19 protein-coding genes and 1 tRNA gene are annotated in these 21,090 nt (G+C 67.9%); 11 read left to right on the plus strand and 9 right to left on the minus strand.

Annotated elements, in window-relative coordinates; all coding sequences use genetic code 11:
• Positions 1–22: 22 nt before the first annotated feature.
• Positions 23–772 carry a Nif3-like dinuclear metal center hexameric protein gene (locus VO99_RS01885; RefSeq protein ID WP_046111071.1) on the plus strand — a complete coding sequence of 250 codons (750 nt, stop codon included), beginning with the start codon at positions 23–25 and terminating at the stop codon, positions 770–772.
• Positions 773–793: 21 nt separating this feature from the next.
• Here VO99_RS01885 and VO99_RS01890 read toward each other — a convergent pair whose 3' ends face one another.
• A complete protein-coding gene (locus tag VO99_RS01890) occupies positions 794–1,330 on the minus strand; it encodes an outer membrane beta-barrel protein (RefSeq protein WP_046111072.1) in 537 nt (178 codons plus the stop codon).
• A 123-nt stretch (positions 1,331–1,453) separates the two neighbouring features.
• Between VO99_RS01890 and pdxA the strand changes: the two genes are divergently transcribed.
• Complete coding sequence (pdxA, locus tag VO99_RS01895) at positions 1,454–2,464, plus strand: 4-hydroxythreonine-4-phosphate dehydrogenase PdxA (RefSeq protein ID WP_046111073.1); 1,011 nt, start codon at positions 1,454–1,456, stop codon at positions 2,462–2,464.
• A 12-nt stretch (positions 2,465–2,476) separates the two neighbouring features.
• Here pdxA and VO99_RS01900 read toward each other — a convergent pair whose 3' ends face one another.
• Together VO99_RS01900 and mscL are read right to left on the minus strand one after the other, a co-directional pair.
• Positions 2,477–4,828 carry a DUF1631 family protein gene (locus tag VO99_RS01900; protein ID WP_046111235.1) on the minus strand — a complete coding sequence of 784 codons (2,352 nt, stop codon included), beginning with the start codon at positions 4,826–4,828 and terminating at the stop codon, positions 2,477–2,479.
• A 104-nt stretch (positions 4,829–4,932) separates the two neighbouring features.
• Complete coding sequence (mscL, locus tag VO99_RS01905; protein WP_046111074.1) at positions 4,933–5,367, minus strand: large conductance mechanosensitive channel protein MscL; 435 nt, start codon at positions 5,365–5,367, stop codon at positions 4,933–4,935.
• Positions 5,368–5,559: 192 nt separating this feature from the next.
• Between mscL and petA the strand changes: the two genes are divergently transcribed.
• The 6 genes from petA to VO99_RS01935 all read left to right on the plus strand — a co-directional run bounded on the left by petA (position 5,560) and on the right by VO99_RS01935 (position 9,791).
• Positions 5,560–6,162 carry a ubiquinol-cytochrome c reductase iron-sulfur subunit gene (petA, locus tag VO99_RS01910; RefSeq protein WP_046111075.1) on the plus strand — a complete coding sequence of 201 codons (603 nt, stop codon included), beginning with the start codon at positions 5,560–5,562 and terminating at the stop codon, positions 6,160–6,162.
• A 27-nt stretch (positions 6,163–6,189) separates the two neighbouring features.
• Positions 6,190–7,590, plus strand: coding sequence for a cytochrome b (locus VO99_RS01915; protein ID WP_046111076.1), 1,401 nt, complete (start codon positions 6,190–6,192; stop codon positions 7,588–7,590).
• Between the two features lie 25 nt (positions 7,591–7,615).
• Positions 7,616–8,386, plus strand: a complete 771-nt coding sequence (locus tag VO99_RS01920; protein ID WP_046111077.1) for a cytochrome c1 — start codon at positions 7,616–7,618, stop codon at positions 8,384–8,386.
• Between the two features lie 132 nt (positions 8,387–8,518).
• Positions 8,519–9,130: a glutathione S-transferase N-terminal domain-containing protein gene (locus VO99_RS01925; RefSeq protein WP_046111078.1), complete on the plus strand. Its 612-nt coding sequence runs from the start codon at positions 8,519–8,521 to the stop codon at positions 9,128–9,130.
• A gap of 6 nt (positions 9,131–9,136) precedes the next feature.
• The gene (locus VO99_RS01930) at positions 9,137–9,685 is read left to right on the plus strand and encodes a ClpXP protease specificity-enhancing factor (RefSeq protein ID WP_046111079.1); all 549 of its coding nucleotides are present in this window, start codon (positions 9,137–9,139) and stop codon (positions 9,683–9,685) included.
• Between the two features lie 30 nt (positions 9,686–9,715).
• Positions 9,716–9,791, plus strand: a tRNA-Thr gene (locus VO99_RS01935).
• 19 nt (positions 9,792–9,810) lie between these two features.
• Here the strand turns inward: VO99_RS01935 and VO99_RS01940 are convergent.
• Complete coding sequence (locus VO99_RS01940; RefSeq protein ID WP_052736027.1) at positions 9,811–10,131, minus strand: DciA family protein; 321 nt, start codon at positions 10,129–10,131, stop codon at positions 9,811–9,813.
• Between the two features lie 214 nt (positions 10,132–10,345).
• On the opposite strand from VO99_RS01940, the gene secA reads away from it, so the two are divergent.
• From secA to VO99_RS01955, 3 genes are all read left to right on the plus strand, one after another.
• The gene (gene secA, locus VO99_RS01945) at positions 10,346–13,090 is read left to right on the plus strand and encodes a preprotein translocase subunit SecA (RefSeq protein WP_046111081.1); all 2,745 of its coding nucleotides are present in this window, start codon (positions 10,346–10,348) and stop codon (positions 13,088–13,090) included.
• A gap of 50 nt (positions 13,091–13,140) precedes the next feature.
• Entirely contained in the window at positions 13,141–14,370 is a 1,230-nt protein-coding gene (gene argJ, locus VO99_RS01950) for a bifunctional glutamate N-acetyltransferase/amino-acid acetyltransferase ArgJ (RefSeq protein ID WP_046111082.1), read from the plus strand.
• Positions 14,371–14,481: 111 nt separating this feature from the next.
• Entirely contained in the window at positions 14,482–15,822 is a 1,341-nt protein-coding gene (locus VO99_RS01955) for an MFS transporter (protein ID WP_046111083.1), read from the plus strand.
• Positions 15,823–15,865: 43 nt separating this feature from the next.
• On the opposite strand, the gene ugpQ is transcribed toward VO99_RS01955, so the two are convergent.
• From ugpQ to ugpB, 5 genes are all read right to left on the minus strand, one after another.
• A complete protein-coding gene (ugpQ, locus tag VO99_RS01960; protein WP_046111084.1) occupies positions 15,866–16,642 on the minus strand; it encodes a glycerophosphodiester phosphodiesterase in 777 nt (258 codons plus the stop codon).
• Between the two features lie 12 nt (positions 16,643–16,654).
• Positions 16,655–17,743 carry a sn-glycerol-3-phosphate ABC transporter ATP-binding protein UgpC gene (gene ugpC, locus VO99_RS01965; protein WP_046111085.1) on the minus strand — a complete coding sequence of 363 codons (1,089 nt, stop codon included), beginning with the start codon at positions 17,741–17,743 and terminating at the stop codon, positions 16,655–16,657.
• Positions 17,744–17,752: 9 nt separating this feature from the next.
• On the minus strand, positions 17,753–18,604 hold the full coding sequence (gene ugpE / locus VO99_RS01970) for a sn-glycerol-3-phosphate ABC transporter permease UgpE (RefSeq protein WP_046111086.1): 852 nt from the start codon (positions 18,602–18,604) through the stop codon (positions 17,753–17,755).
• Positions 18,604–19,485 carry a sn-glycerol-3-phosphate ABC transporter permease UgpA gene (gene ugpA, locus VO99_RS01975; RefSeq protein ID WP_046111087.1) on the minus strand — a complete coding sequence of 294 codons (882 nt, stop codon included), beginning with the start codon at positions 19,483–19,485 and terminating at the stop codon, positions 18,604–18,606. Before ugpA ends, ugpE begins: the two co-directional genes overlap by 1 nt.
• A gap of 98 nt (positions 19,486–19,583) precedes the next feature.
• Positions 19,584–20,891, minus strand: a complete 1,308-nt coding sequence (ugpB, locus tag VO99_RS01980) for a sn-glycerol-3-phosphate ABC transporter substrate-binding protein UgpB (RefSeq protein ID WP_046111088.1) — start codon at positions 20,889–20,891, stop codon at positions 19,584–19,586.
• Positions 20,892–21,090 lie beyond the last annotated feature (199 nt).

The raw sequence follows: 21,090 nt of genomic DNA on the forward strand, positions 1-21,090 counted from the left end.
GCAACAGGAAAAGGGGCGAGAGATGGTCCAGCGCGTTGAGGTCGAAGCCTATCTGGGCCGTCTGCTGGCCGTGGACCGCTTCAAGGATTATGGGCCGAACGGTCTGCAGGTCGAGGGCGCCGGCGAGGTGCGCCGCATCGTCTCCGGCGTCACGGCCAGCCTGGCGCTGATCGACGCCGCGATCGAGGACGGAGCCGACACGATCCTGGTGCACCACGGCCTGTTCTGGCGTGGCCAGGATGGCCGGCTCACCGGCTGGCTGAAGGCCCGGGTACAGCGGCTGATGGCGCACGGCATCAACCTGTTCGCCTACCACCTGCCCCTGGATGCCCATGCCGAGCTGGGCAACAACGCGCAGCTCGGGCTGCAGCTGGGCCTGGTGGCCGACGCGCGCTTCGGCGAGCAGGATCTGGGCTTCATCGGCACCGCCAACGGCCTGGACAGCGCGCAGGCGCTGGCCCTGCGTGCCGAGGCGGCGCTGGGCCGCCGGCCGGTGCTGCTGCCGGGCGACGGCCGCCCGCTGGCGCGCGTGGCCTGGTGCACCGGCGGGGCGCAGGGCTACTTCGAGGCGGCCATCGCCGCCGGTGCCGATGCCTTCGTCACCGGGGAGATCTCGGAGCCGCAGGCCCATATCTCGCGCGAGACGGGCGTGGCCTTCCTGGCCTGCGGCCACCATGCCACCGAGCGCTTCGGCGCGCCCGCGGTGGCCGCGCACCTGGCGCAGACCTACGGCCTGCAGCACCGATTCATCGAGATCGACAACCCGGCCTGAAGGCCGCCGGCCGGCGCGGCGTCAGAACGAGACGTTCAGGCCGATGGAGTACTGGTCGGTGTTGCTCTTGCGGTCGAACGCATCCAGGCGGTAGCGCTCCCACTCGCCGCGGATGGCCATGGTCTGCGACAGGTTGTACTGCACGCCCAGGCCCACCTTCGGCACGGTGCTGCGGTCGTCGTCGCCGCCGGCGCGGGTCTTGACGCTGGCCACGCCCAGCTTGGCGAGGGCCGTCCAGTCGGTGGCAAACGGCAGCATGCCCACCGCATCCAGGCCCACGCCGTCCGCCTTGGCGTCGCCGTTGCTGCCGCTCAGGCGGCCCAGGCGGAAGGCGCTGGCTTCCACCGCGAAGTTGGGATGCAGCTGCCAGCCGCCATACACCTTCAGGCCGGTGCCGGAAGAATCGCCGGACACGCCATTGATGCTGTTGGCGTTCCAGTCCGGCTTGGCCACCGAGCCGCCGACGTACAGGCCTTCGGCCATGGCGGGCAGCGCCGCAGCACTGGCCAGGGCGGCCACCAGGGCCAGGCGGGCGGGGTTGTTCAGCTTCGACTTCATGCTCTTGTTTCCTCTTCAGCCAGGGCCGGCGGATGCCGGCGTGACCCCATGCTGGAAGCCGCGGGTGAAGGAGGTGCCGTTCCAAGCGTGAAATGTTGTTGCGGGCCGGCCACAATCCCGACCATGTTTGCGCCCTCGCTTCCTCTGCTCGTCACCCTGGGTGATGCCTGCGGCATCGGCCCCGAGATCGTCGCCAAGGCCTTCTTGCAAGGCGAACTGCACGATGCGGTGGTGGTGGGCGATGCCGGCGTGCTGCGCCGGGCGCTGGCCGCGCTGGGCCGCCCGGCGCCGCTGGCGCTGCTGCAATCGCCACTGGACCATGCGCACTGCCCGCCGGGCTGCCTGCCGCTGCTGGCTGGCGGCGGCGATGCGGCGCTGGCCGCGCTGCCCTGGGGCACCATCGACCCCCGCGCCGGCGCGGCCGCGGCGCGTTGGATCGAGCAGGCGGTGCGAGCGGTGCAGCAGGGCCAGGCACGGGCCGTGGTCACCGCGCCCATCCACAAGGAAGCGCTGAGCGCCGCCGGCGTGCCCTACCCGGGCCACACCGAGATGCTGCAGGCGCTGGCGGCCGGCCCCGACGGCAGCCTGCCGCCGGTGCGCATGATGCTGGCCAACCCGGAGCTGAAGGTGGTGCTGGTCACCATCCACGTGGCCTTGCGGCGGGCGCTGGAGCTGCTGGATTTCGACGCGGTGCTGTCCACCGTGCGCATCGCCCACCGGGCTGCGGCGGCCTGGGGCCAGCCGGCGCCTCGCATCGCGGTGGCCGGGCTCAATCCGCACGCCGGAGAGGGCGGCCTGTTCGGCGACGAGGAGCTGCGCTACATCGGCCCCGCCGTGCAGGCGGCGCGGGCCGAGGGCATCGACGCGCAGGGGCCGTTCCCGCCCGACACGGTCTTCATGCGGGCGCGCCAGGGCGCCTTCGACCTGGTGGTGGCGATGACCCACGACCATGGCCTGATCCCGGTGAAGTATCTGGGCGTGGAGGAGGGCGTCAACGTCACGCTGGGCCTGCCCTTCGTGCGCACCAGCCCGGACCACGGCACCGCCTTCGACATCGCCGGCCGCGGCCTGGCCGATGCCTCCAGCCTGGTGACGGCGGTGCGCATGGCGCGCCAGCTCAGTGCGGGCGGCTGAGTGCGGGCGGCGTCAGTGCCGCAGCGTGGGGGCCGGCCGCAGCGCGGCCAGCTGCTTGCGCGCGCGGGCGGTGGCGCGCTCGATCAGGAAGGCGTTCTCGAACGCCCGGAAGCGGCCCGCCTCGCACAGCCGGTGCAGCATGCGCGATGTGAGCGACACCGTCTTGTGGTGCTTGCCGCCGCTGGTGAACACGAAGAACGCCCGGCCCGGGCTCACGTAGTTCAGCTTGACCTTCTGCCACTGCTCGTCCACCAGCATCTGGTAGGCGAAGCCCAGCTGCACATGGTCGGCCAGTGAAGCGCCGCGGCTGGGCTCCACTGGCTCGGGCGGCGGCAGGCCGTCCAGGCGGATATCCACCGCGCTGATCTCCGGCTCGACGTTGAGGTCGATGTCGACGCTGCGCTGCCAGTTGACGGCATGTTCCTGCACCAGGCCGATCTGCGCCGCCTCGTCCTCGCTGAAATGCACCTGGTCCACCGCGTCGTTCAGCACCGGCAGCGTGCTGCCCGCGGCCAGGCGCGGCAGCGGCATGGCAAACACCGCATCCAGCTGCTTGACCATCAGGTTGTAGTCCAGCGGGCGGAGCGACTGGCCCTTGAGGGATTCGGCATGCGCCGGCAGCAGCTCTGAGAAGAAGGACTTCTTGGCCGGCTCCGGCCAGCCGATCATCGCCAGGCCATGGTTCAGGTCCTTCATCAGCTGCGGCAGCGTCATCAGGAAGTTCTTGCGGTCGCCGGGCGTGCCCTTGGGCTGCACGCTCATCACCACGTCGCGCGCGGCACGCTTCAGCCGCTGCGCCAGCTCGCCGGCCTCGCCGCCGCGGCGGGCGGCCTGCACCAGCGCCTGGCTCCACACCTGGGCCAGGAAGTCGCGCAGGAAGGCGGGCATCTCCACCACCGCCAGCGCCGTCTGCAGCTGCCGCATGTACTGCTGCTGCACCCGCAGGTCCTGTTCCTTGGCCTCCACCAGCTGCGGGGCATTGCTGCCCTGGTCCTGCACTTCCTGCCGGGCCTGGCTGGCGATGAAGGCTTCCAGCGCGCCCAGCTTCTGCTCGTAGACCTCCATCTGGTCGAAGTCGCCGTCGACGATCTCCTGCACCAGCGCGCGCACCAGGCCCAGGAACTCCTGCCCGGGGCCGCCGGCCAGGTCGTCGAAGGCGCAGGCCAGCGACGCGATGCGGTTGACGAAGCGGCACACCGGATGCCGGCGCGAGGAGAAGAAGCTGGGGTCGCCCAGGGCCACGCGCAGCACCGGCAGCTGCAGCCGTGCGATCTGGCGGGCCATCTGCGGTGGCACCTTGGGGTCCGACAGGATCTGCTCGAACAGGCTGCCCACCACGTCGATCACCATGTGGTCGAGGCGGCCGGTGGAGGCCTGCCGCAGCTCGTCCCGGTGGGCGTAGATCAGGTTGGGTGCCGGGCCGCTGCCGGAGCTGGCGAAGCCGGAAGCGTGGCCGCCCCGCCGCGCGGCGACCTCCTCGTGCAGCGGCAGGCCTCCACCGCCACCGCCACCGCCACCGCCGGAGGACGCCAGCTGGCGGATCAGCGACATCAGCTGCACGTCCACATGCCCGAACGGCGTGCCGGGCCGCTGCGCCGGGGCCGCCGGCCTGCCACCCATGGCGGCACCCGCTGGCGCAGGCGTCTCGGCCAGCGGCGCGCCGCGGCTGGCGCCGCCGTCGTAGCCCGAGGTGTTGAAGCCCATGTCGTTGCCCGGACCCTGCGTGCTGCGCACGGCCAGGCTCACCGGCTGCACGCCGGCGTCGCGCATGGCGCTCACGATGTCGCCGTACACGCGGGGCATCAGGTCGGCCAGGCTGCGTCCCAGCTCGATGCCCAGCAGCTTGCGCACTTCGGGCCGCTCGGAGATGGCCTCCACCCCGGCCAGCAGCGCCTTGCCCACCAGCTCGGGCCGCAGGGGGTTGCGTTCGTGGTCCGGGCGGCCCAGCTGCAGCAGCGAGCCGACGTAGGCATCCAGCTCCCGCAGCTCCCACTCGCAGGCGTGCTGGATCACCAGGCCGAAGCGGTCGGCGTTGATGCTGGCCTCCACCTCGTGGTCGTCGACCAGGCTCAGCGCCTCCCAGGGTGTGTTGGTGGAGCTGCGCGGGGCCGCATGACGCGGCGCGGTCTTGCGCTGCACCTGCTGGTCCAGCGATTCGTTGAACGCATGCACGAAGGCGGCCTGGCGGCGGTTCAGCTCGAACTGGGCGGCCAGGAAGTCGTCCCGCTCATGGATCTTCAGGCTGGACAGCGCGGCCAGCCCAAGGCTGTCCACGCAGCGCTGCGCCGCCTCGCGGGCGGCGTGCTTGATGCGGAGTGCCGCGGCCTGGAGCGCGGCGTCGGGACGCGGGAGTGGCGAATTCATGATGCGCACGGCGACCGGGTTGGAGGGGCGGCAGCGACCGCTTCGGTCGGGCGCCCCATGCCCCGGTTATCGACAAGTATGGGCGCAAATTCAGCGCCCGCCGTTCAGCGCTTGAGGCTGTCGCGGATCTCGCGCAGCAGCTTCACGTCCTCGGGTTCCGGCGCCGGCTCGGTGGGGGCGGGCGGCTCCGCCAGCCGCAGCCGGTTGATCTGCTTGACCATGATGAAGATGACGAAGGCCAGGATGAGGAAGTTCAGTGCCACCGTCAGGAAGTTGCCGTAGCCCAGCAGCGGCACGCCGGCCTTGGTGAGCGCCTCGTAGGTCATCGGTCCGGTGTAGCCCGCAGGTGGGCTGGCCAGCATCAGGAAGTAGTTGGAAAAGTCGAGTCCGCCGACCAGCCGGCCGACCACAGGCATGATGACGTCCTTGACCAGGGAATCGACGATCTTGCTGAAGGCGGCCCCGATGATCACGCCCACGGCCAGATCGACCACGTTGCCCTTGACTGCAAAAGCCTTGAACTCGCTGACGAAACTCATGGGGTTCTCTCCTGGGTGTGTTGCGCGCCTGTACCCGGCGCTATGGGATGCGGCCGGAGTATTGCCCAAGGCGATTGCTGTGCGGACCGTCGGGAAAGGCCTACCGCGTCCGTTAGAATCCTGGGTTGCCCCTGACGGAAACCCACGTGTGTTTCTTGTCGCGTCTTCCAGCGAATGCCACCAGAGGACTCCATGAGTGACCAGCAAGTCGACAAAGCCAAACGCACGTGGCTCGTCGCATCCGGATGTGCGGGTGCCGTAGGCGGCATCGCCGTCGCCGTGCCGTTTGTCTCGACGTTCACCCCGTCCGAGCGTGCCAAAGCGGCCGGTGCGCCGGTGGAAGTGGACATCGGCAGCCTGCAGCCGGGCGAGAAGGTGACGGTCGAATGGCGCGGCAAGCCCGTGTGGATCGTCCGCCGCACGCCCGAGCAGATCGAGGCGCTGAAGGCCCTCGGCGGCCAGCTCGCCGACCCCAATTCGGCCCGCAACCCGGCCGAGATCACGCCGATGGAAAGCTGCCGCAACGAGTGGCGCTCCATCAAGCCCGAATACCTGGTGGTGGTGGGCATCTGCACGCACCTGGGCTGCTCGCCCACCGACAAGTTCGTCGCCGGTCCCCAGCCCTCGCTGCCCTCGGACTGGCAGGGCGGCTTCCTCTGCCCGTGCCACGGTTCCACGTTCGACATGGCCGGCCGCGTCTTCAAGAACAAGCCCGCGCCGGACAACCTCGAGGTGCCGCCGCACATGTACTTGTCCGACACGCGCCTGCTGATCGGCGAGGACAAGAAGGCCTGACACCCCGAACATCCCGAGGCACAACATATGGCGGAATTCAAGCAAGCCCCGGCCGGCGCGCCCTTGTCGCAGCAACTGCTGACGTGGGTCGACAACCGGTTCCCAGCCAGCAAGCTGTACAAGGAGCACCTGTCCGAGTACTACGCTCCGAAGAACTTCAACTTCTGGTACTTCTTCGGCTCGCTGGCGCTGCTGGTGCTGGTCATCCAGATCGTCACCGGCATCTTCCTGGTGATGCACTACAAGCCCGATGCGAACCTGGCGTTCGCCTCGGTCGAATACATCATGCGGGACGTGCCCTGGGGCTGGCTGGTGCGCTACATGCACTCCACCGGCGCCTCGGCCTTCTTCGTGGTCGTGTACCTGCACATGTTCCGCGGCCTGATCTACGGCAGCTACCGCAAGCCGCGTGAGCTGGTGTGGGTGTTTGGCTGCGCCATCTTCCTGTGCCTGATGGCCGAGGCCTTCATGGGCTACCTGCTGCCCTGGGGCCAGATGTCGTACTGGGGCGCGCAGGTGATCGTGAACCTGTTCGCCGCCGTGCCGTTCGTCGGTCCGGACCTGGCGCTGCTGATCCGTGGCGACTACGTGGTGAGCGACGCCACGCTCAACCGCTTCTTCAGCTTCCACGTCATCGCGGTGCCGCTGGTGCTGCTGGGCCTGGTGGTGGCGCACATCATCGCGCTGCATGAAGTGGGCTCCAACAACCCCGACGGCGTGGAGATCAAGGCCAAGAAGGATGCGCAGGGCCGCCCGCTGGACGGCATCCCGTTCCACCCGTACTACACGGTGCACGACATCCTGGGCGTCAGCGTCTTCCTGATGGCCTTCAGCGCGATCATCTTCTTCGCGCCGGAGCTGGGTGGCTACTTCCTCGAGTACAACAACTTCATCCCCGCCGACCCGCTGAAGACGCCGCCGCACATCGCGCCGGTCTGGTACTTCACGCCGTTCTACTCGATGCTGCGCGCCACCACCGACGACCTCGTCAACGTGCTGTGCATCATCATCGGCCTGGCGGCGGTGCTGTCGTTCGTCAAGCTGCGCGCCAGCATGCTGATCAAGGGTGCGGTGCTGGTGGCTGCGGTCATCGCCATCGTGCTGCTCAAGACCTTCGACGCCAAGTTCTGGGGCGTGGTCGTGATGGGCGGCGCCGTGATCATCCTGTTCTTCCTGCCCTGGCTGGACTACAGCCCGGTCAAGTCGATCCGCTACCGCCCCGACTGGCACAAGTACCTGTACGGCATCTTCGTCGTGTTCTTCTTCGTGCTCGGCTACCTCGGCATCCAGCCGCCGTCCACCATCGGCACCATCGTGTCGCAGGTGGGTACGCTGTTCTACTTCGGCTTCTTCCTGCTGATGCCCTGGTGGAGCCAGATCGGCAAGTTCAAGCCGGTGCCCGACCGCGTGGTCTTCAACGCCCACTGACGCGCCGCAGGAGCACCGAAACACCATGAAAAAGATCCTTCTCTCCTTGCTGGCATCGTTGGCGATGTTGTCGGGCGGTGCGCAGGCTGCGGAAGGCGGCCATGCACTCGACCGCTTCCCCACCGAGCGCATGACCGACGTGGCCGCGCTGCAGAACGGCGCCAAGCTGTTCGTCAACTACTGCCTGAACTGCCACTCGGCTTCGTTCATGCGCTACAACCGGTTGCGCGACATCGGCCTGACGGACGACCAGATCAAGACCAAGCTCGCGTTCCCGACGCAAAACGTCGGCGACATGATGAAGTCGGCCATCGATCCAAAGCAGGCCAAGGAATGGTTCGGCGCCACGCCGCCCGACCTGACGGTGATCGCCCGCTCGCGTGCCAGCCACGCCGGCAGCGGTGCGGATTACCTCTACACCTACCTGCGCACCTACTACCGCGACGACACCAAGGCCACCGGCTGGAACAACCTCGCTTTCCCCAGCGTGGGCATGCCCAATCCGCTGTGGGAACTGCAAGGTCAACGCGCCGCCCAGTTCGTCGACGAGCGGGACCCGCACGATGCGTCCAAGACGGTGCACGTGTTCAAGGGTTTCCAACAGCTCACGCCGGGCACCATGAGCCCGACCGAGTTCGACAGCGCGGTGGCCGACCTCGTGGCCTACATGCAGTGGATGGGTGAGCCGCAGCAGAACTACCGGGTGCGCCTGGGCGTGTGGGTGCTGATCTTCCTGGGCTTGTTCACCGTGATCGCCTGGCGCCTGAACGCCGCCTACTGGAAAGACATCAGGTAGTCGTTCCGCGCGACCCGGGGCCGAGAGCGGCCTGGGTCGTCAGCGCAGTGGTGCCGCAGGGCCCACTGCGCTTCGTGTTTTCTGAGCTGAGAGGCTCGCCGTTCGAATTGTTAGAAGAAGGGGCCCGCTGCCATGATGGTGCTTTACTCTGGAACCACCGATCCTTATTCGCACCGCTGCCGCTTCGTGCTGTTCGAAAAGGGAATGGACTTCGAGATCCGCGACGTGGATCTCTTCGCGAAGCCCGAAGACATCGCGCTGATGAACCCGTACAACGAGGTGCCCATCCTCGTGGAGCGCGACCTCATCCTGTATGAGTCGCACATCATCAACGAGTACATCGACGAGCGCTTCCCCCATCCGCAGCTGATGCCCGGCGACCCGGTGGCCCGTGCGCGCGTGCGCCTGTTCCTGCTCAACTTCGAGAAGGAGCTGTTCTCCAACGTCAACCTGCTGGAAAGCCGCGGCGTGAAGGCCACCGAGAAGCAGCTGGAAAAGGCCCGCGCGCAGATCCGCGACCGGCTGACCCAGCTCGCGCCGATCTTCCAGAAGAACAAGTACATGCTGGGTGACGACTTCTCGATGCTGGACGTGGCCATCGCCCCGCTGCTGTGGCGCCTGGACTACTACGGCATCGAACTGTCGAAGAACGCCCTGCCGCTGCTGAAGTACGCCGAGCGCATCTTCTCGCGCCCGGCCTACATCGAGGCGCTGACGCCATCTGAAAAAGTGATGCGCAAGTAAATCCGCATGACGTCGCCGATCGCTCCCGAAGGGCAGGGCACCTCCACCCGCCCGTACCTGGTTCGTGCGTTGCACGACTGGTGCACCGACAACGGCTTCACGCCCTATGTCGCGGTCTTCGTCGACCGCAGCGTGCAGGTGCCGATGGAGTACGTGAAGAACAACGAGATCGTTCTGAACGTCGGTTTCGAGGCGACCAGCGGCCTGAAGCTCGGCAACGAGTTCATCGAGTTCCGCGCCCGCTTCGGCGGGCAGCCGCGCGACATCGTGGTGCCGATCGATCATGTGGTGGCGATCTATGCGCGCGAGAACGGCCAGGGCATGGCCTTCCCGATGCCCACTGAAAGCACGACCGGGCCGCTGGCGGCCGACGAGGCGGTGACCCTCCCACCCGAACAGAACGAGCCGCCCAGTCCGACCCCGCTGCCCGGTGCAGGCGGGGTGCGCGGACTGCGCCTGGCGTCCGAATCCGAGGGTGATGCAGAGCCACGCGACGACGAACCGCCCGAGCCGCCCGCCGGTGGCAGCCGGCCTTCGCTCAAGCGCATCAAGTAAGCGCCGCGCCTAGAATTTGTTGCAAGCCGTGCCGGCTTAGCTCAGTTGGTAGAGCACCCGCCTTGTAAGCGGAAGGTCTTCGGTTCGATTCCGAAAGCCGGCACCACCCGCCTGCCAAGCCTGCGTCAGTCCCCGTTCATCACGCGGATGCGGATGGCCGGCGTGGGCAGGCCGGCTTCGCGCAACAGGTCGTCGAAGCGCGGCAGCATCTGGCGCAGCTTGGCGCCGACGGCGGTGTTGCTCACCAGCAGCGCCCAGCCCTCTTCATCCACCGGGCCCGGGCGCACGTGGCGGCGCAGTGCGGGCGGCAAGGCCGGCTCGATGGCGCGGAAGCGCTCGTTCGATGCCTGCACCCGTTCCACCAGGCGCGCCAGGGGCGCGCTGCCCTCCAGGGCCTCGCTGATCGGGCGTGTCAGCGGCATGCCGCCGCGGGGTTGCTGTGCCATCGGTGCAGTCTAGCCCCGGTGATAGACTCGTTCGGCTTTGCGCCCCAGCGTTTGTCGTGACCGGCAAGCTGCTGTCCGCCTTGCGCCGCAAGGCAGCCGGGCGTTGCAAATCCGGCCTGCACCCCCAGGTGCAGCGCTCGCGCCGCGTCGGCCCCTCCGGTCAACAGGCCCTGTACGGGTCGGCCGGCTTCTCTCCTTCCAGCTCGTTCAGCGCATGTTGCCTAAGCTTCTCACTTCGATTTTCGGTAGTCGCAACGATCGGCTGATCAAGCAGTTCCGGGCGGTGGTGCAGCAGATCAATGCACTGGAGCCGCAGTTCGAACAACTCGACGACGCGGGCCTGCGCGCCAAGACCGACGAGTTCCGTGACCGGCTGGCCAAGGGCGAGACGCTCGACGCCCTGCTGCCCGAGGCCTTCGCCACCGTGCGTGAAGGCAGCAAGCGCAGCCTGAAGATGCGCCACTTCGACGTGCAGCTGATCGGCGGCATGACGTTGCACCAGGGCAAGATCGCCGAAATGCGCACTGGCGAGGGCAAGACGCTGATGGCCACGTTGCCCGTTTACCTGAATGCGCTCGCCGGCAAGGGCGTGCACGTGGTGACGGTCAACGACTACCTCGCCCGCCGCGACGCGGAGTGGATGGGCCGGCTGTACAACTTCCTCGGCCTGACCGTGGGCGTGAACGTGCCCGGCATGAGCCGCGAGGAGAAGCAGGCCGCCTACAACGCCGACGTCACCTACGGCACCAACAACGAGTTCGGCTTCGACGTGTTGCGCGACAACATGGTCTACGAGGTGGCCGACCGGGTGCAGCGAAAGCTCAACTACGCCATCGTCGACGAGGTGGACTCCATCCTGATCGACGAGGCCCGCACGCCGCTGATCATCAGCGGCCAGGCGGAGGACCACACCGAGCTGTATGTGCGCATCAATGCCGTGGTGCCGCTGCTGAAGAAGCAGATCGGCGAGGCCGATCCACGCACCGGCGAGGGCGTGATCGAGCCCGGCGACTTCACGGTGGACGAGAAGAGCCACCAGGTGTTCCTGACCGAAGACGGGCACGAGAACGCCGAGCGCATCCTGGCTGAAGCCGGCCTGCTGGCCGAAGGTGCCAGCCTGTACGACCCGGCCAACATCACGCTGATGCACCATGTGTACGCCGCGCTGCGTGCACGCCACCTCTACAACCGCGACCAGCACTACGTGGTGCAGAACGGCGAGGTGGTGATCGTCGACGAATTTACCGGCCGCCTGATGACCGGCCGCCGCTGGAGCGACGGCCTGCACCAGGCGGTGGAAGCCAAGGAAGGCGTGAAGATCCAGAGCGAGAACCAGACGCTCGCCTCGATCACCTTCCAGAACTACTTCCGGATGTACGCCAAGCTGTCCGGCATGACCGGCACGGCCGACACCGAGGCCTACGAGTTCCAGGAGATCTATGGCCTGGAAACGGTGGTCATCCCGCCGAACAAGCCCACCATCCGCAAGGACGAACTGGACCTGGTCTACAAGACCAACAAGGAGAAGTTCAACGCGGTGATCGAGGACATCCGCGACGCGCACACCCGCGGCCAGCCGGTGCTGGTGGGCACCACCTCGATCGAGAACTCCGAGCTCATCTCCAACCTGCTGGCGGCTGCCAAGCTGCCGCACCAGGTGCTGAACGCCAAGCAGCACGCCAAGGAAGCGGAGATCGTGGCGCAGGCGGGCCGGCCGGGTGTCATCACCATCGCCACCAACATGGCAGGCCGCGGCACCGACATCGTGCTGGGCGGCAACGTCGAGAAGCAGGTGCAGATCCTGGAGGCGGACGAGAGCGTGCCCGCCGACGAGAAGGCGCGCCGCATCGAGCAGCTGAAGGCCGAGTGGCAAAGCCTGCACGACAAGGTGAAGGGCGAGGGCGGCCTGCGCATCATCGCCACCGAGCGGCATGAGTCGCGCCGCATCGACAACCAGCTGCGCGGCCGCGCCGGCCGCCAGGGCGATCCGGGGTCGTCGCGCTTCTACCTGTCGCTGGAAGATCCGCTGATGCGCATCTTCGCCGGCGACCGTGTGCGCGCCATCATGGACCGGCTGAAGATGCCCGAGGGCGAGGCCATCGAGGCCGGCATCGTCTCGCGCAGCATCGAAGGCGCGCAGCGCAAGGTGGAAGCGCGCAACTTCGACGTGCGCAAGCAACTGCTGGAATACGACGACGTCGCGAACGACCAGCGCAAGGTCATCTACCAGCAGCGCAACGAGATCCTGGAAGCCTCCTCGGTGGAGGAGCAGATCGTCAACCTGCGTCGCAGCGCGCTGGCTTCGGTGGTTCGCACCTACGTGCCCGAGGGCAGCCTGGAAGAGCAGTGGGACCTGGAAGGCCTGGAGAAGACGCTGCGCGACGAGTGGCAGCTCGAGGTGTCGCTGAAGGCGATGGTGGAGTCCAGCGACAGCGCCACCGACGAGGACATCGAGGAGCGCGTGGTCAAGGCGGCCGACGAGGTCTTCGACGCCAAGGTGGCCATCGTCGGCAAGGAGCAGTTCACGCCGTTCATGCGCATGGTGCTGCTGCAGTCCATCGACAGCCACTGGCGTGAGCACCTGGCTTCGCTGGACTACCTGCGCCAGGGCATCCACCTGCGCGGCTATGCGCAGAAGAACCCGAAGCAGGAATACAAGCGCGAGGCCTTCGAGCTGTTCTCGCAGATGCTGGACCTGGTGAAGATGGAAGTCACCCGCGTGCTGCTGACGGTGCGCATCCAGTCGCAGGACCAGGTGGCCCAGGCCGCCGAGGCCATCGAGCAGAGCGCCAGCGAGCTGGGCCAGGTGACCTACACCCATCCGAACGAGGACGGCTCGGTGTCGCAGGAAACCGAAGGCGGCAACCTCGCGGACAACCTGCCGCGCGTCGGCCGCAACGACCCCTGCCCCTGCGGCAGCGGCAAGAAATACAAGCAGTGCCACGGCCGGCTGAGCTGATCCGCCGCCGCCTGATCCCGCACCCGCACTGACCCGAACGGAGGCCGCCGATGCCCGTGAACCTGCAAGCGCCCAACCCCGCCGACCTGAAACCCGTGGCGGGCGTGAAGATCGGCATCGCCATGGCCGGCATCCGCAAGGCCAACCGCAAGGACTTGGTGGTCTTCGCGCTGGATGAAGGCACGCAGGTGGCCGGCGTGTTCACCCGCAACCGCTTCTGCGCCGCGCCGGTGCAGGTGGGCCAGGCGCACCTGGCGGCCGGCCAGGGCATTCGCGCGCTGGTGATCAACACCGGCAATGCCAACGCCGGCACGGGTGACGACGGCCTGCAGCGTGCCCGCGCCACCTGCACTGCCGCTGCTCGGCTGATGCAGCTCGCGCCCGAGCAGGTGCTGCCGTTCTCCACCGGCGTGATCATGGAAACCCTGCCGGTGGATCGCATCGAGGCTGGCCTGCCCGCTGCTGTGGCCGACCTGCGCGCCGACGGCTGGGCCGACGCGGCGCAAGGCATCATGACCACCGACACGCTGCCCAAGGCCGCGTCGCGCCAGGTGCAGGTGGGGGGGCGCACCGTCACGGTGACCGGCATCGCCAAGGGCGCGGGCATGATCCGCCCGAACATGGCCACGATGCTGAGCTACGTCGCCACCGATGCCGTGGTCGATCCCGCGCTGGTGCAGCCGCTGGTGCGCGAGGCGGCCGACCTGAGCTTCAACCGCATCACCATCGACGGCGACACCTCGACCAACGATTCCTTCGTGCTCATCGCCACCGGCCAGGCCGGCCATGCGCCGGTGACTTCGCTGGACGGCGCCGACGGCCGTGCGCTGCGCGACGCCGTGGTGGCCGTGGCCACCGAGCTGGCGCAGGCCATCGTGCGCGATGGCGAGGGCGCCACCAAGTTCATCACCGTGCAGGTGGACGGCGGCCGCACGGCGGACGAGTGCAAGCTGGCGGCCTATGCCATCGCGCATTCGCCGCTGGTCAAGACGGCCTTCTTCGCCAGCGACCCGAATCTCGGCCGCATTTTGGCCGCCGTGGGTTATGCCGGCATCGACGACCTGGACCAGTCGAGGATCGACCTTTTCCTGGACGATGTGCATGTGGCCCGCGCCGGCGGCCGTCACCCCGGCTACCAGGAAGCCGATGGCCAGCGTGTGATGAAGCAGAGCGAGATCACCGTGCGGGTGGACCTGCACCGCGGCGATGCCCAGGCCACGGTATGGACCTGCGATCTCTCGCACGACTACGTCAGCATCAACGCCGACTACCGCAGCTGATATTCGCCAGGCTGGCGGCTTGCAGCGCCTCGCATGGCGCTGTTAGCGTGGGGGATTGGCATGGCAGCGCCCACGAGGCGCGCCGCCGCTCCTTCCGCGAGACCCGAGCCCATGAAGCTGCTGCTTCCGCGCCTGCCGGCCGCCTGGCTGCGCCGGCTGCAATTGCCGCCCACCGACCTGCTGCGCAACGCAGCGTACCGGCGGCTGTTCATCTCCATCCTGGCCAGCTCCCTGGGCGGGCAGGTGACGATGCTGGCCCTGCCGCTCACCGCTGCGCTGCTGCTGCATGCCACGCCCACGCAGATGGGCTGGCTCACGGCGATGGAGGTGCTGCCCTTCGTGCTGTTCTCGCTGCCCTCCGGCGTGTGGCTGGATCGCGTGCGCAAGCTGCCGGTGTACGTGGCGGGCGAGTTCTCGCTGGCGCTGGCGGTGCTCACCGTGCCGGCGGCCTGGGCGCTGGGCTGGCTCAGCATCGAATGGCTCTACGTGGTGGGCTTCATGATCGGCACGGTGTACACCGTGGCCGGCACCGCCGCGCAGATCGTGCTCACCCAGGTGGTGCCGCGCGAGCGGCTGGTGGAGGCGCATGCCAAGAATGCGCTGGCCACGTCGGGCGCCGAGGTGGCCGGGCCCGGCCTGGCCGGCGCATTGATCAAGATGGTGGGCGCGCCGATGGCGTTGCTGATTGATGCGGTGCTGCTGCTGCTGTCGGTGGGCATCCTGCGCGGCGTGCGCGTGGCGGAGCAACGCCAGCCGCGCTCCGGCGCCCGGTTCTGGCCGGAGCTGAAGGACGGCCTGCGCTTCGTCGCGCATCACCGGTTGCTGGTGGCGCTGGCCCTGGCCGTGGGCGGCTGGCAGATGTGCCACCACGCGGCCCTGGTGGTGCAGATCCTGTACGCCACGCGCGAGCTGGGCATGTCGGAGCGCGCGATCGGCCTGGCCTACGTGGCGATGGGCGCCGGCACGGTGCTGGCCAGCACGCTGGGCCACCGCATCAGCCAGCATGTGGGGCCGGGGCCCTGCCTGACGCTGGGCATCGGCTCCTGCAGCATCGGTTGGCTGCTGGCGGCGCTGGTGCCGCCGGGCTCGGCCGGCGTGGCCGCGTTCGTGCTGATGCTGATGCTGTTCGGCACCGGCGCGGTGCTCATCTTCATCAACTTCCTGGCGCTGCGGCAGGCGGTGACGCCCGAGCCCATGCTGGGCCGCATGACCAGCACCATGCGCTGGTTGATCATCCTGCCGGCCGGGCCGGGGGCGTTGTTGGGCGGCTGGCTGGGCGAGCATGTGGCGCTGCGCGCCGCGTTGCTGTTCGCCGGCCTGTGTGCCCTGCTGCTGGCGGTGGTGGCCGCGCGCCATCCGGTGATCCGCTCGGTGCGCAGCCTGCCGGCCCAGGCCGCGCCACCGGCCACGGGCGCCGAAGCCGCGGCCGATGCCATGCCGCTGAAGGCCTAGCAGGCGCGGCGTGTGCGGTGGTCGTCCATCGGCCGAGCGGTGGTCAATCGGCCGTGCCGTGCGCCACCGGCGCGAAGCGGTCCACCGCATCGGTGATTACGCCGTCGATGCCGGCGGCCTCGAGCTGCCGCGCGGCGTCGCCGTCGTTCACCGTGTAGCACAGCGCCCGCAGGCCGGCACCATGGATGCGGGCGATCACCGCGGCGTCCAGCGCCCGGTGGTTGGCCACCACGGCCACGCAGCCGAGCGCCAGCGCTTCGTCCAGCCAGCCTTCACGCAGGCTGTCCAGCAGCAGCGCGCGCGGCACCTCCGGCGCGGTGTCGCGCGCCCCGGCCAGGGCCGCGGGCTGGAAGGAGCTGAAGAGCGGCGGCGGGGCTTGGTGCCGCGACGCCCACAGGCGCAGCACCTGCTGGCCCACGACCTCGCCGGTACGGCGTTCGGTGCCCGGCGTGGGCTTGATCTCGATGTTCAGCGCAAAGCCGTTGCGCATCACATAGGCGGCGATGGCGTCCAGCCGCGGCAGGGGTTCGCCGGCGAAGTGCCGTGAATGCCAGCTGCCGGCGTCCAGCCGTGAGAGGTCTTCCCACCTGAGATCGCCGGCAGTGCCTGCGCCGTTGGTGGTGCGTTCCAGCGTGGCGTCATGCAGCAGGAAGGGCACGCCGTCGGCGCTGAGCTTCACGTCGCATTCAAACGCGCGGTAGCCGTACGAGGCGCCATGGCGGAACGCGGCCAGGGTGTTCTCCGGCGCCAGCTTGCCGGCACCGCGGTGAGCGATCCAGCGCGGGTAGGGCCAGGCGGCGCCGGCGTCAAACGGCAGCACGGCGCGACTACCTCAGGTGCCGGCCACGCGGTGGTGCGTGCCGGCATCGAACCAGTGCAGGTGCTTGGCCTGGACCACCAGCTGCACCGTCTGGCCGAGCGCGGGCGCGCGATCGCCGCTGTCCACCCTCACCGTCACCAGGTCGGCACCGGGGGCCATGCGGCCATAGATCAACCGTTCCGCGCCCAACGTCTCGATCATCTCCACCGTCAGCGGCCAGCCGCTGTGGCCGTTAGGGCCTTCGGCGATGGTGAGGTGCTCCGGCCGCACGCCCAGGATCAGCTCGCCAGCGCGCGGCGCGGTGGCCGGCAGCGACAGCGACACGCCCCCCACCGTGAAGCGCGAGCCGTCCGCCGTGCCCGGCACCAGGTTCATCGGCGGCGAGCCGATGAAGCCGGCCACGAAGGTGGTGGCCGGGCGCGTGTACACCTCGTCGGGCGTGCCGATCTGCTCCATGCGGCCGGCGTTCATCACGATCATGCGCTGCGCCAGCGTCATCGCCTCGACCTGGTCGTGGGTGACGAACAACGAGGTGACGCCCAGCTCCCGGTGCAGCTTCTGGATCTCCAGCCGGGTCTGCGCGCGCAGCTTGGCATCCAGGTTGGACAGCGGCTCGTCGAACAGGAACACCTGCGGCTGCCGCACGATGGCCCGGCCCATGGCCACCCGCTGGCGCTGGCCGCCCGACAGCTGCCGCGGCTTGCGCTGCAGCAGCGCACCCAGCTCCAGGATCTTGGCGGCCTTCTGAACCCGCGCCTCGATCTCGGCCGGCGGCACCTTGGCGATCTTCAGGCCATAGGCCATGTTGGCGTAGACCGTCATGTGCGGATACAGCGCGTAGTTCTGGAAGACCATCGCGATGTCGCGCTCCGACGGCTCGATGTCGTTGACCACCCGGCCCCCGATGCCGATCTCGCCGCCGCTGATCTCCTCCAGCCCGGCCACCATGCGCAGCAGCGTGCTCTTGCCGCAGCCCGAAGGCCCGACGATGACGACGAACTCGCCGTCCGTGATCTCCGCATTCACGCCGTGGATCACCTGCAGCGCACTGGCACCCGTGCCATAGCGCTTGACCACGTTGCGGATCGAAATGGCTCCCACTGTGTTGTCCTATTTCTCGGTATCGACCAGGCCCTTGACGAACCACTTCTGCATCAGCATGACCACCAGCGCGGGCGGAATCATCGCCAGCATTGCGGTGGCCATGATGAGGTTCCACTCGTTGCCGGCTTCGCCGCCGGCAATCATCCGCTTGATGCCGATCACCACCGGGTACATGTCTTCCTGGGTGGTGACCAGCAGCGGCCACAGGTACTGGTTCCAGCCGTAGATGAACTGGATGACGAACAGCGCCGCGATGCTGGTGGTGGACAGCGGCACCAGCACATCCTTGAAGAAGCGCAGCGGCCCGGCGCCGTCGATGCGCGCGGCCTCCACCAGCTCGTCCGGCACCGTCATGAAGAACTGCCGGAACAGGAACGTGGCCGTGGCCGAGGCGATCAGCGGCACCGTCAGACCGGCATAGGTGTTGAGCATGCCCAGGTCGCTCACCACCTTGTAGGTGGGCCCGATGCGCACTTCCACCGGCAGCATCAGCGTGACGAAGATGGCCCAGAAGAACAGCTTGCGGAACGGGAACTGGAAGTACACCAGCGCAAAGGCGGACAGCAGCGAGATGGCGATCTTGCCGATGGCGATGACCAGCGCGCTGATCAGGCTCACCATCATCATGCGGCCCACGGCGGCATTGGAGCCGCCGCCCGAGCCGGTGCCGAACAGCGCGGTGCGGTAGTTGTCGATCAGGTGCGCGCCCGGCAGCAGCGGCATCGGCTGCTGCACCACGTCCTGCGAGGTGTGGGTGGAGGCGACGAAGGTGAGATACACCGGGAACGCGACGATCGCCACGCCCAGCAACAGGATCACGTGGGCCAGGATGCCCCAGGTGCTACGGCGCTCGACCATCAGTAGTTCACTTTCTTCTCGACGAACTTGAACTGCACCACCGTCAGCGCGATGACGATCACCATCAGCACCACCGACTGCGCGGCCGAGCCGCCCAGGTCCAGCGCCTTGAAGCCGTCGTAGTACACCTTGTAGACCAGGATCGCGGTGTCCTTGCCCGGGCCACCCTGGGTGGCTGCGTCCACGATGGCGAAGGTGTCGAAGAAGGCGTACACCACATTGATCACCAGCAGGAAGAACGTGGTGGGCGACAGCAGCGGGAACTGGATCGTCCAGAACCGGCGCCACGGGCGTGCACCGTCGATGGCGGCCGCCTCGATCAGCGACTTGGGGATGCTCTGCAACCCCGCCACGAAGAACAGGAAGTTGTACGAGAGCTGCTTCCACACCGCCGCCATGACGATCAGCGTCATCGCATGGCCGCTGTTGAGCAGGTGGTTCCAGTCGAAGCCCAGCGCGCCCAGCGCATACGACACCACGCCGATGCTGGGCGCGAACATGAAGAGCCACAGCACGCCGGCCACCGCGGGCGCCACCGCATACGGCCAGATCAACAGCGTGCGATAGAAGGTGGTGCCGCGCACCACGCGGTCGGCGAACACCGCCAGCACCAGCGAGATGATGATGCCCAGCGAGGCCACCAGCACCGAGAACACGGCCGTGGTGCTGAAGGATTCAAGGTAGGTGGGGTCGTCCCACAGGCGCTGGAAGTTCTCCAGGCCCACCCATTCCACCGAGGTGCCGAAGGCATCCGATTGCTGGAACGACTGGACGAGCGCCTGCCCCGCGGGCCAGAAGAAGAAGATCAGGATGACCGCCAGCTGCGGGGCCAGCAGGGCCCAAGGCAGCCAGCGTGAACGGAAGACGACTCTTTTTTCCATGGGCGCGGCGGCGGTGCCGGCTTGTAGTTGTTGTTGTCATTGTCGCGCCCTGCAGCGCCGCGTCCTCCTCGTGCGGCGCTGCGGGCGTTCAGCCGGCTTCAGCGCGTGTTGGCCTTCTGGAACCGCTCGAGCTGCTCGTTGCCGCGCTTGACGATGGAGTCCAGCGCTTCCTTGGCCGTCTTCTTGCCGGCCCACACCTGTTCCAGTTCCTCGTCCTCGATGGCGCGGATCTGCAGGTAGTTGCCCAGGCGGATGCCGCGCGACTTGTCGGTCACCTTGCGGATCATCTGGTTCACCGCCACGTCGGTGCCCGGCTTCTCCTTGTAGAAGCCCGATTCCTCGGTTAGCTTGAACGAGGCCATGGTGATCGGCAGGTAGCCGGTGCGCTTGTGGCTGGCGGACTGCACTTCCGGCTTGGACAGGTAGTTGAAGAAGGTGGCGATGCCCTTGTATTCCTCGGGCTTCTTGCCCGACATCACCCACAGGCTGGCGCCGCCGATCACGGTGTTCTGCGGTGCACCTTCCACGTCGGGGTAGTAGGGCAGGGGGGCCAGGCCGTAGGCGAACTTGGCGTTCTTGGCCACGTCGCCATAGAAGCCCGACGACGTGGTGATCATGGCGCACTCACCCGAGGTGAACGACGCCTGCGGCGTGGCGCTGCGGCCTTTGTAGACGAACAGCCCCTGCTTGGCCATGTTGGCCAGGTTCTCGATGTGCCGTACATGCAGCGGTGAGTTGACCGCCAGGCGCGCGTCCAGGCCGGCGAGGCCGTTGCGCTTGGTGGCGAACTCGACGTTGTGCCAGGCCGAGAAGCTTTCCAGCTGGGTCCAGTTCTGCCATGCCAAGGTGATCGGGCACTTGTGCCCGCTGGCCTTCAGCTTGGCCGCGGCCGACACCACTTCCGGCCAGGTGGCCGGTGCCTTGTCGGTGGGCAGGCCGGCGGCCTTGAAGGCGTCCTTGTTGAAGTAGAAGATGGTGGTGGAGCTGTTGAACGGGAAGCTCAGCATCTCGCCACTGGGCGCGGTGTAGTAGCCGGCCACGGCCGGGATGTAGGCGGCCGGGTCGAACTTGAAGCCGGCGTCCTTCATCACCTTGCCGGCGGGCACGATGGCGCCCTTGCTGGCCATCATGGTGGCGGTGCCCACCTCGAACACCTGCAGGATGTGCGGCGCGTTGCCGGCACGGAAGGCGGCGATGGCCGCGGTCATCGATTCATCGTAGGCGCCCTTGTACGTGGGCACGATGCGGTAGTCCTTCTGGCTTGCGTTGAAATCCTTGGCCAGGTCGTTGACCCACTCGTTGTTCACGGCGGTCATCGAATGCCACCACTGGATCTCGACCTGGGCCTGGGCCCCGAAGGACGCGGCCAGCACGGCCGAGGCCAGCGCGAAAGACTTGAAATGCATGCAGGAGACTCCGTGGGAGGGGTTTGAAGCCCGCCAGTATTTTGAAGTTTTATGACAGTCGCGTTTCTGTCATGAAGCGCTGGCAGGGGCAACGGGGATAACCCGCCGACCGTCGGGCCGCCGCCCGGGCGCCGGAGGGCCGTGCGTTAACATCCGGCCCCCTTGCGTCAACCCCGCCCGGTGCCGTCGCCCGGGACGC

Source organism: Aquincola tertiaricarbonis (assembly GCF_000969605.1).
Classification (GTDB): Bacteria; Pseudomonadota; Gammaproteobacteria; order Burkholderiales; family Burkholderiaceae_C; genus Aquincola; species Aquincola tertiaricarbonis.

Excerpts from the sequence above, each read along its gene's own strand:
- VO99_RS01925 (WP_046111078.1), top strand. The coding sequence starts at position 8,519 with ATGATGGTGCTTTACTCTGGAACCACCGATCCTTATTCGCACCGCTGC.
- VO99_RS01920 (WP_046111077.1), top strand. The coding sequence starts at position 7,616 with ATGAAAAAGATCCTTCTCTCCTTGCTGGCATCGTTGGCGATGTTGTCG.
- VO99_RS01900 (WP_046111235.1), bottom strand. The coding sequence starts at position 4,828 with ATGAATTCGCCACTCCCGCGTCCCGACGCCGCGCTCCAGGCCGCGGCA.
- VO99_RS01940 (WP_052736027.1), bottom strand. The coding sequence starts at position 10,131 with ATGGCACAGCAACCCCGCGGCGGCATGCCGCTGACACGCCCGATCAGC.
- VO99_RS01955 (WP_046111083.1), top strand. The coding sequence starts at position 14,482 with ATGAAGCTGCTGCTTCCGCGCCTGCCGGCCGCCTGGCTGCGCCGGCTG.
- VO99_RS01890 (WP_046111072.1), bottom strand. The coding sequence starts at position 1,330 with ATGAAGTCGAAGCTGAACAACCCCGCCCGCCTGGCCCTGGTGGCCGCC.
- ugpA (WP_046111087.1), bottom strand. The coding sequence starts at position 19,485 with ATGGAAAAAAGAGTCGTCTTCCGTTCACGCTGGCTGCCTTGGGCCCTG.
- VO99_RS01930 (WP_046111079.1), top strand. The coding sequence starts at position 9,137 with ATGACGTCGCCGATCGCTCCCGAAGGGCAGGGCACCTCCACCCGCCCG.
- pdxA (WP_046111073.1), top strand. The coding sequence starts at position 1,454 with ATGTTTGCGCCCTCGCTTCCTCTGCTCGTCACCCTGGGTGATGCCTGC.
- petA (WP_046111075.1), top strand. The coding sequence starts at position 5,560 with ATGAGTGACCAGCAAGTCGACAAAGCCAAACGCACGTGGCTCGTCGCA.
- VO99_RS01885 (WP_046111071.1), top strand. The coding sequence starts at position 23 with ATGGTCCAGCGCGTTGAGGTCGAAGCCTATCTGGGCCGTCTGCTGGCC.
- secA (WP_046111081.1), top strand. The coding sequence starts at position 10,346 with ATGTTGCCTAAGCTTCTCACTTCGATTTTCGGTAGTCGCAACGATCGG.
- ugpB (WP_046111088.1), bottom strand. The coding sequence starts at position 20,891 with ATGCATTTCAAGTCTTTCGCGCTGGCCTCGGCCGTGCTGGCCGCGTCC.
- argJ (WP_046111082.1), top strand. The coding sequence starts at position 13,141 with ATGCCCGTGAACCTGCAAGCGCCCAACCCCGCCGACCTGAAACCCGTG.
- ugpE (WP_046111086.1), bottom strand. The coding sequence starts at position 18,604 with ATGGTCGAGCGCCGTAGCACCTGGGGCATCCTGGCCCACGTGATCCTG.
- VO99_RS01915 (WP_046111076.1), top strand. The coding sequence starts at position 6,190 with ATGGCGGAATTCAAGCAAGCCCCGGCCGGCGCGCCCTTGTCGCAGCAA.
- mscL (WP_046111074.1), bottom strand. The coding sequence starts at position 5,367 with ATGAGTTTCGTCAGCGAGTTCAAGGCTTTTGCAGTCAAGGGCAACGTG.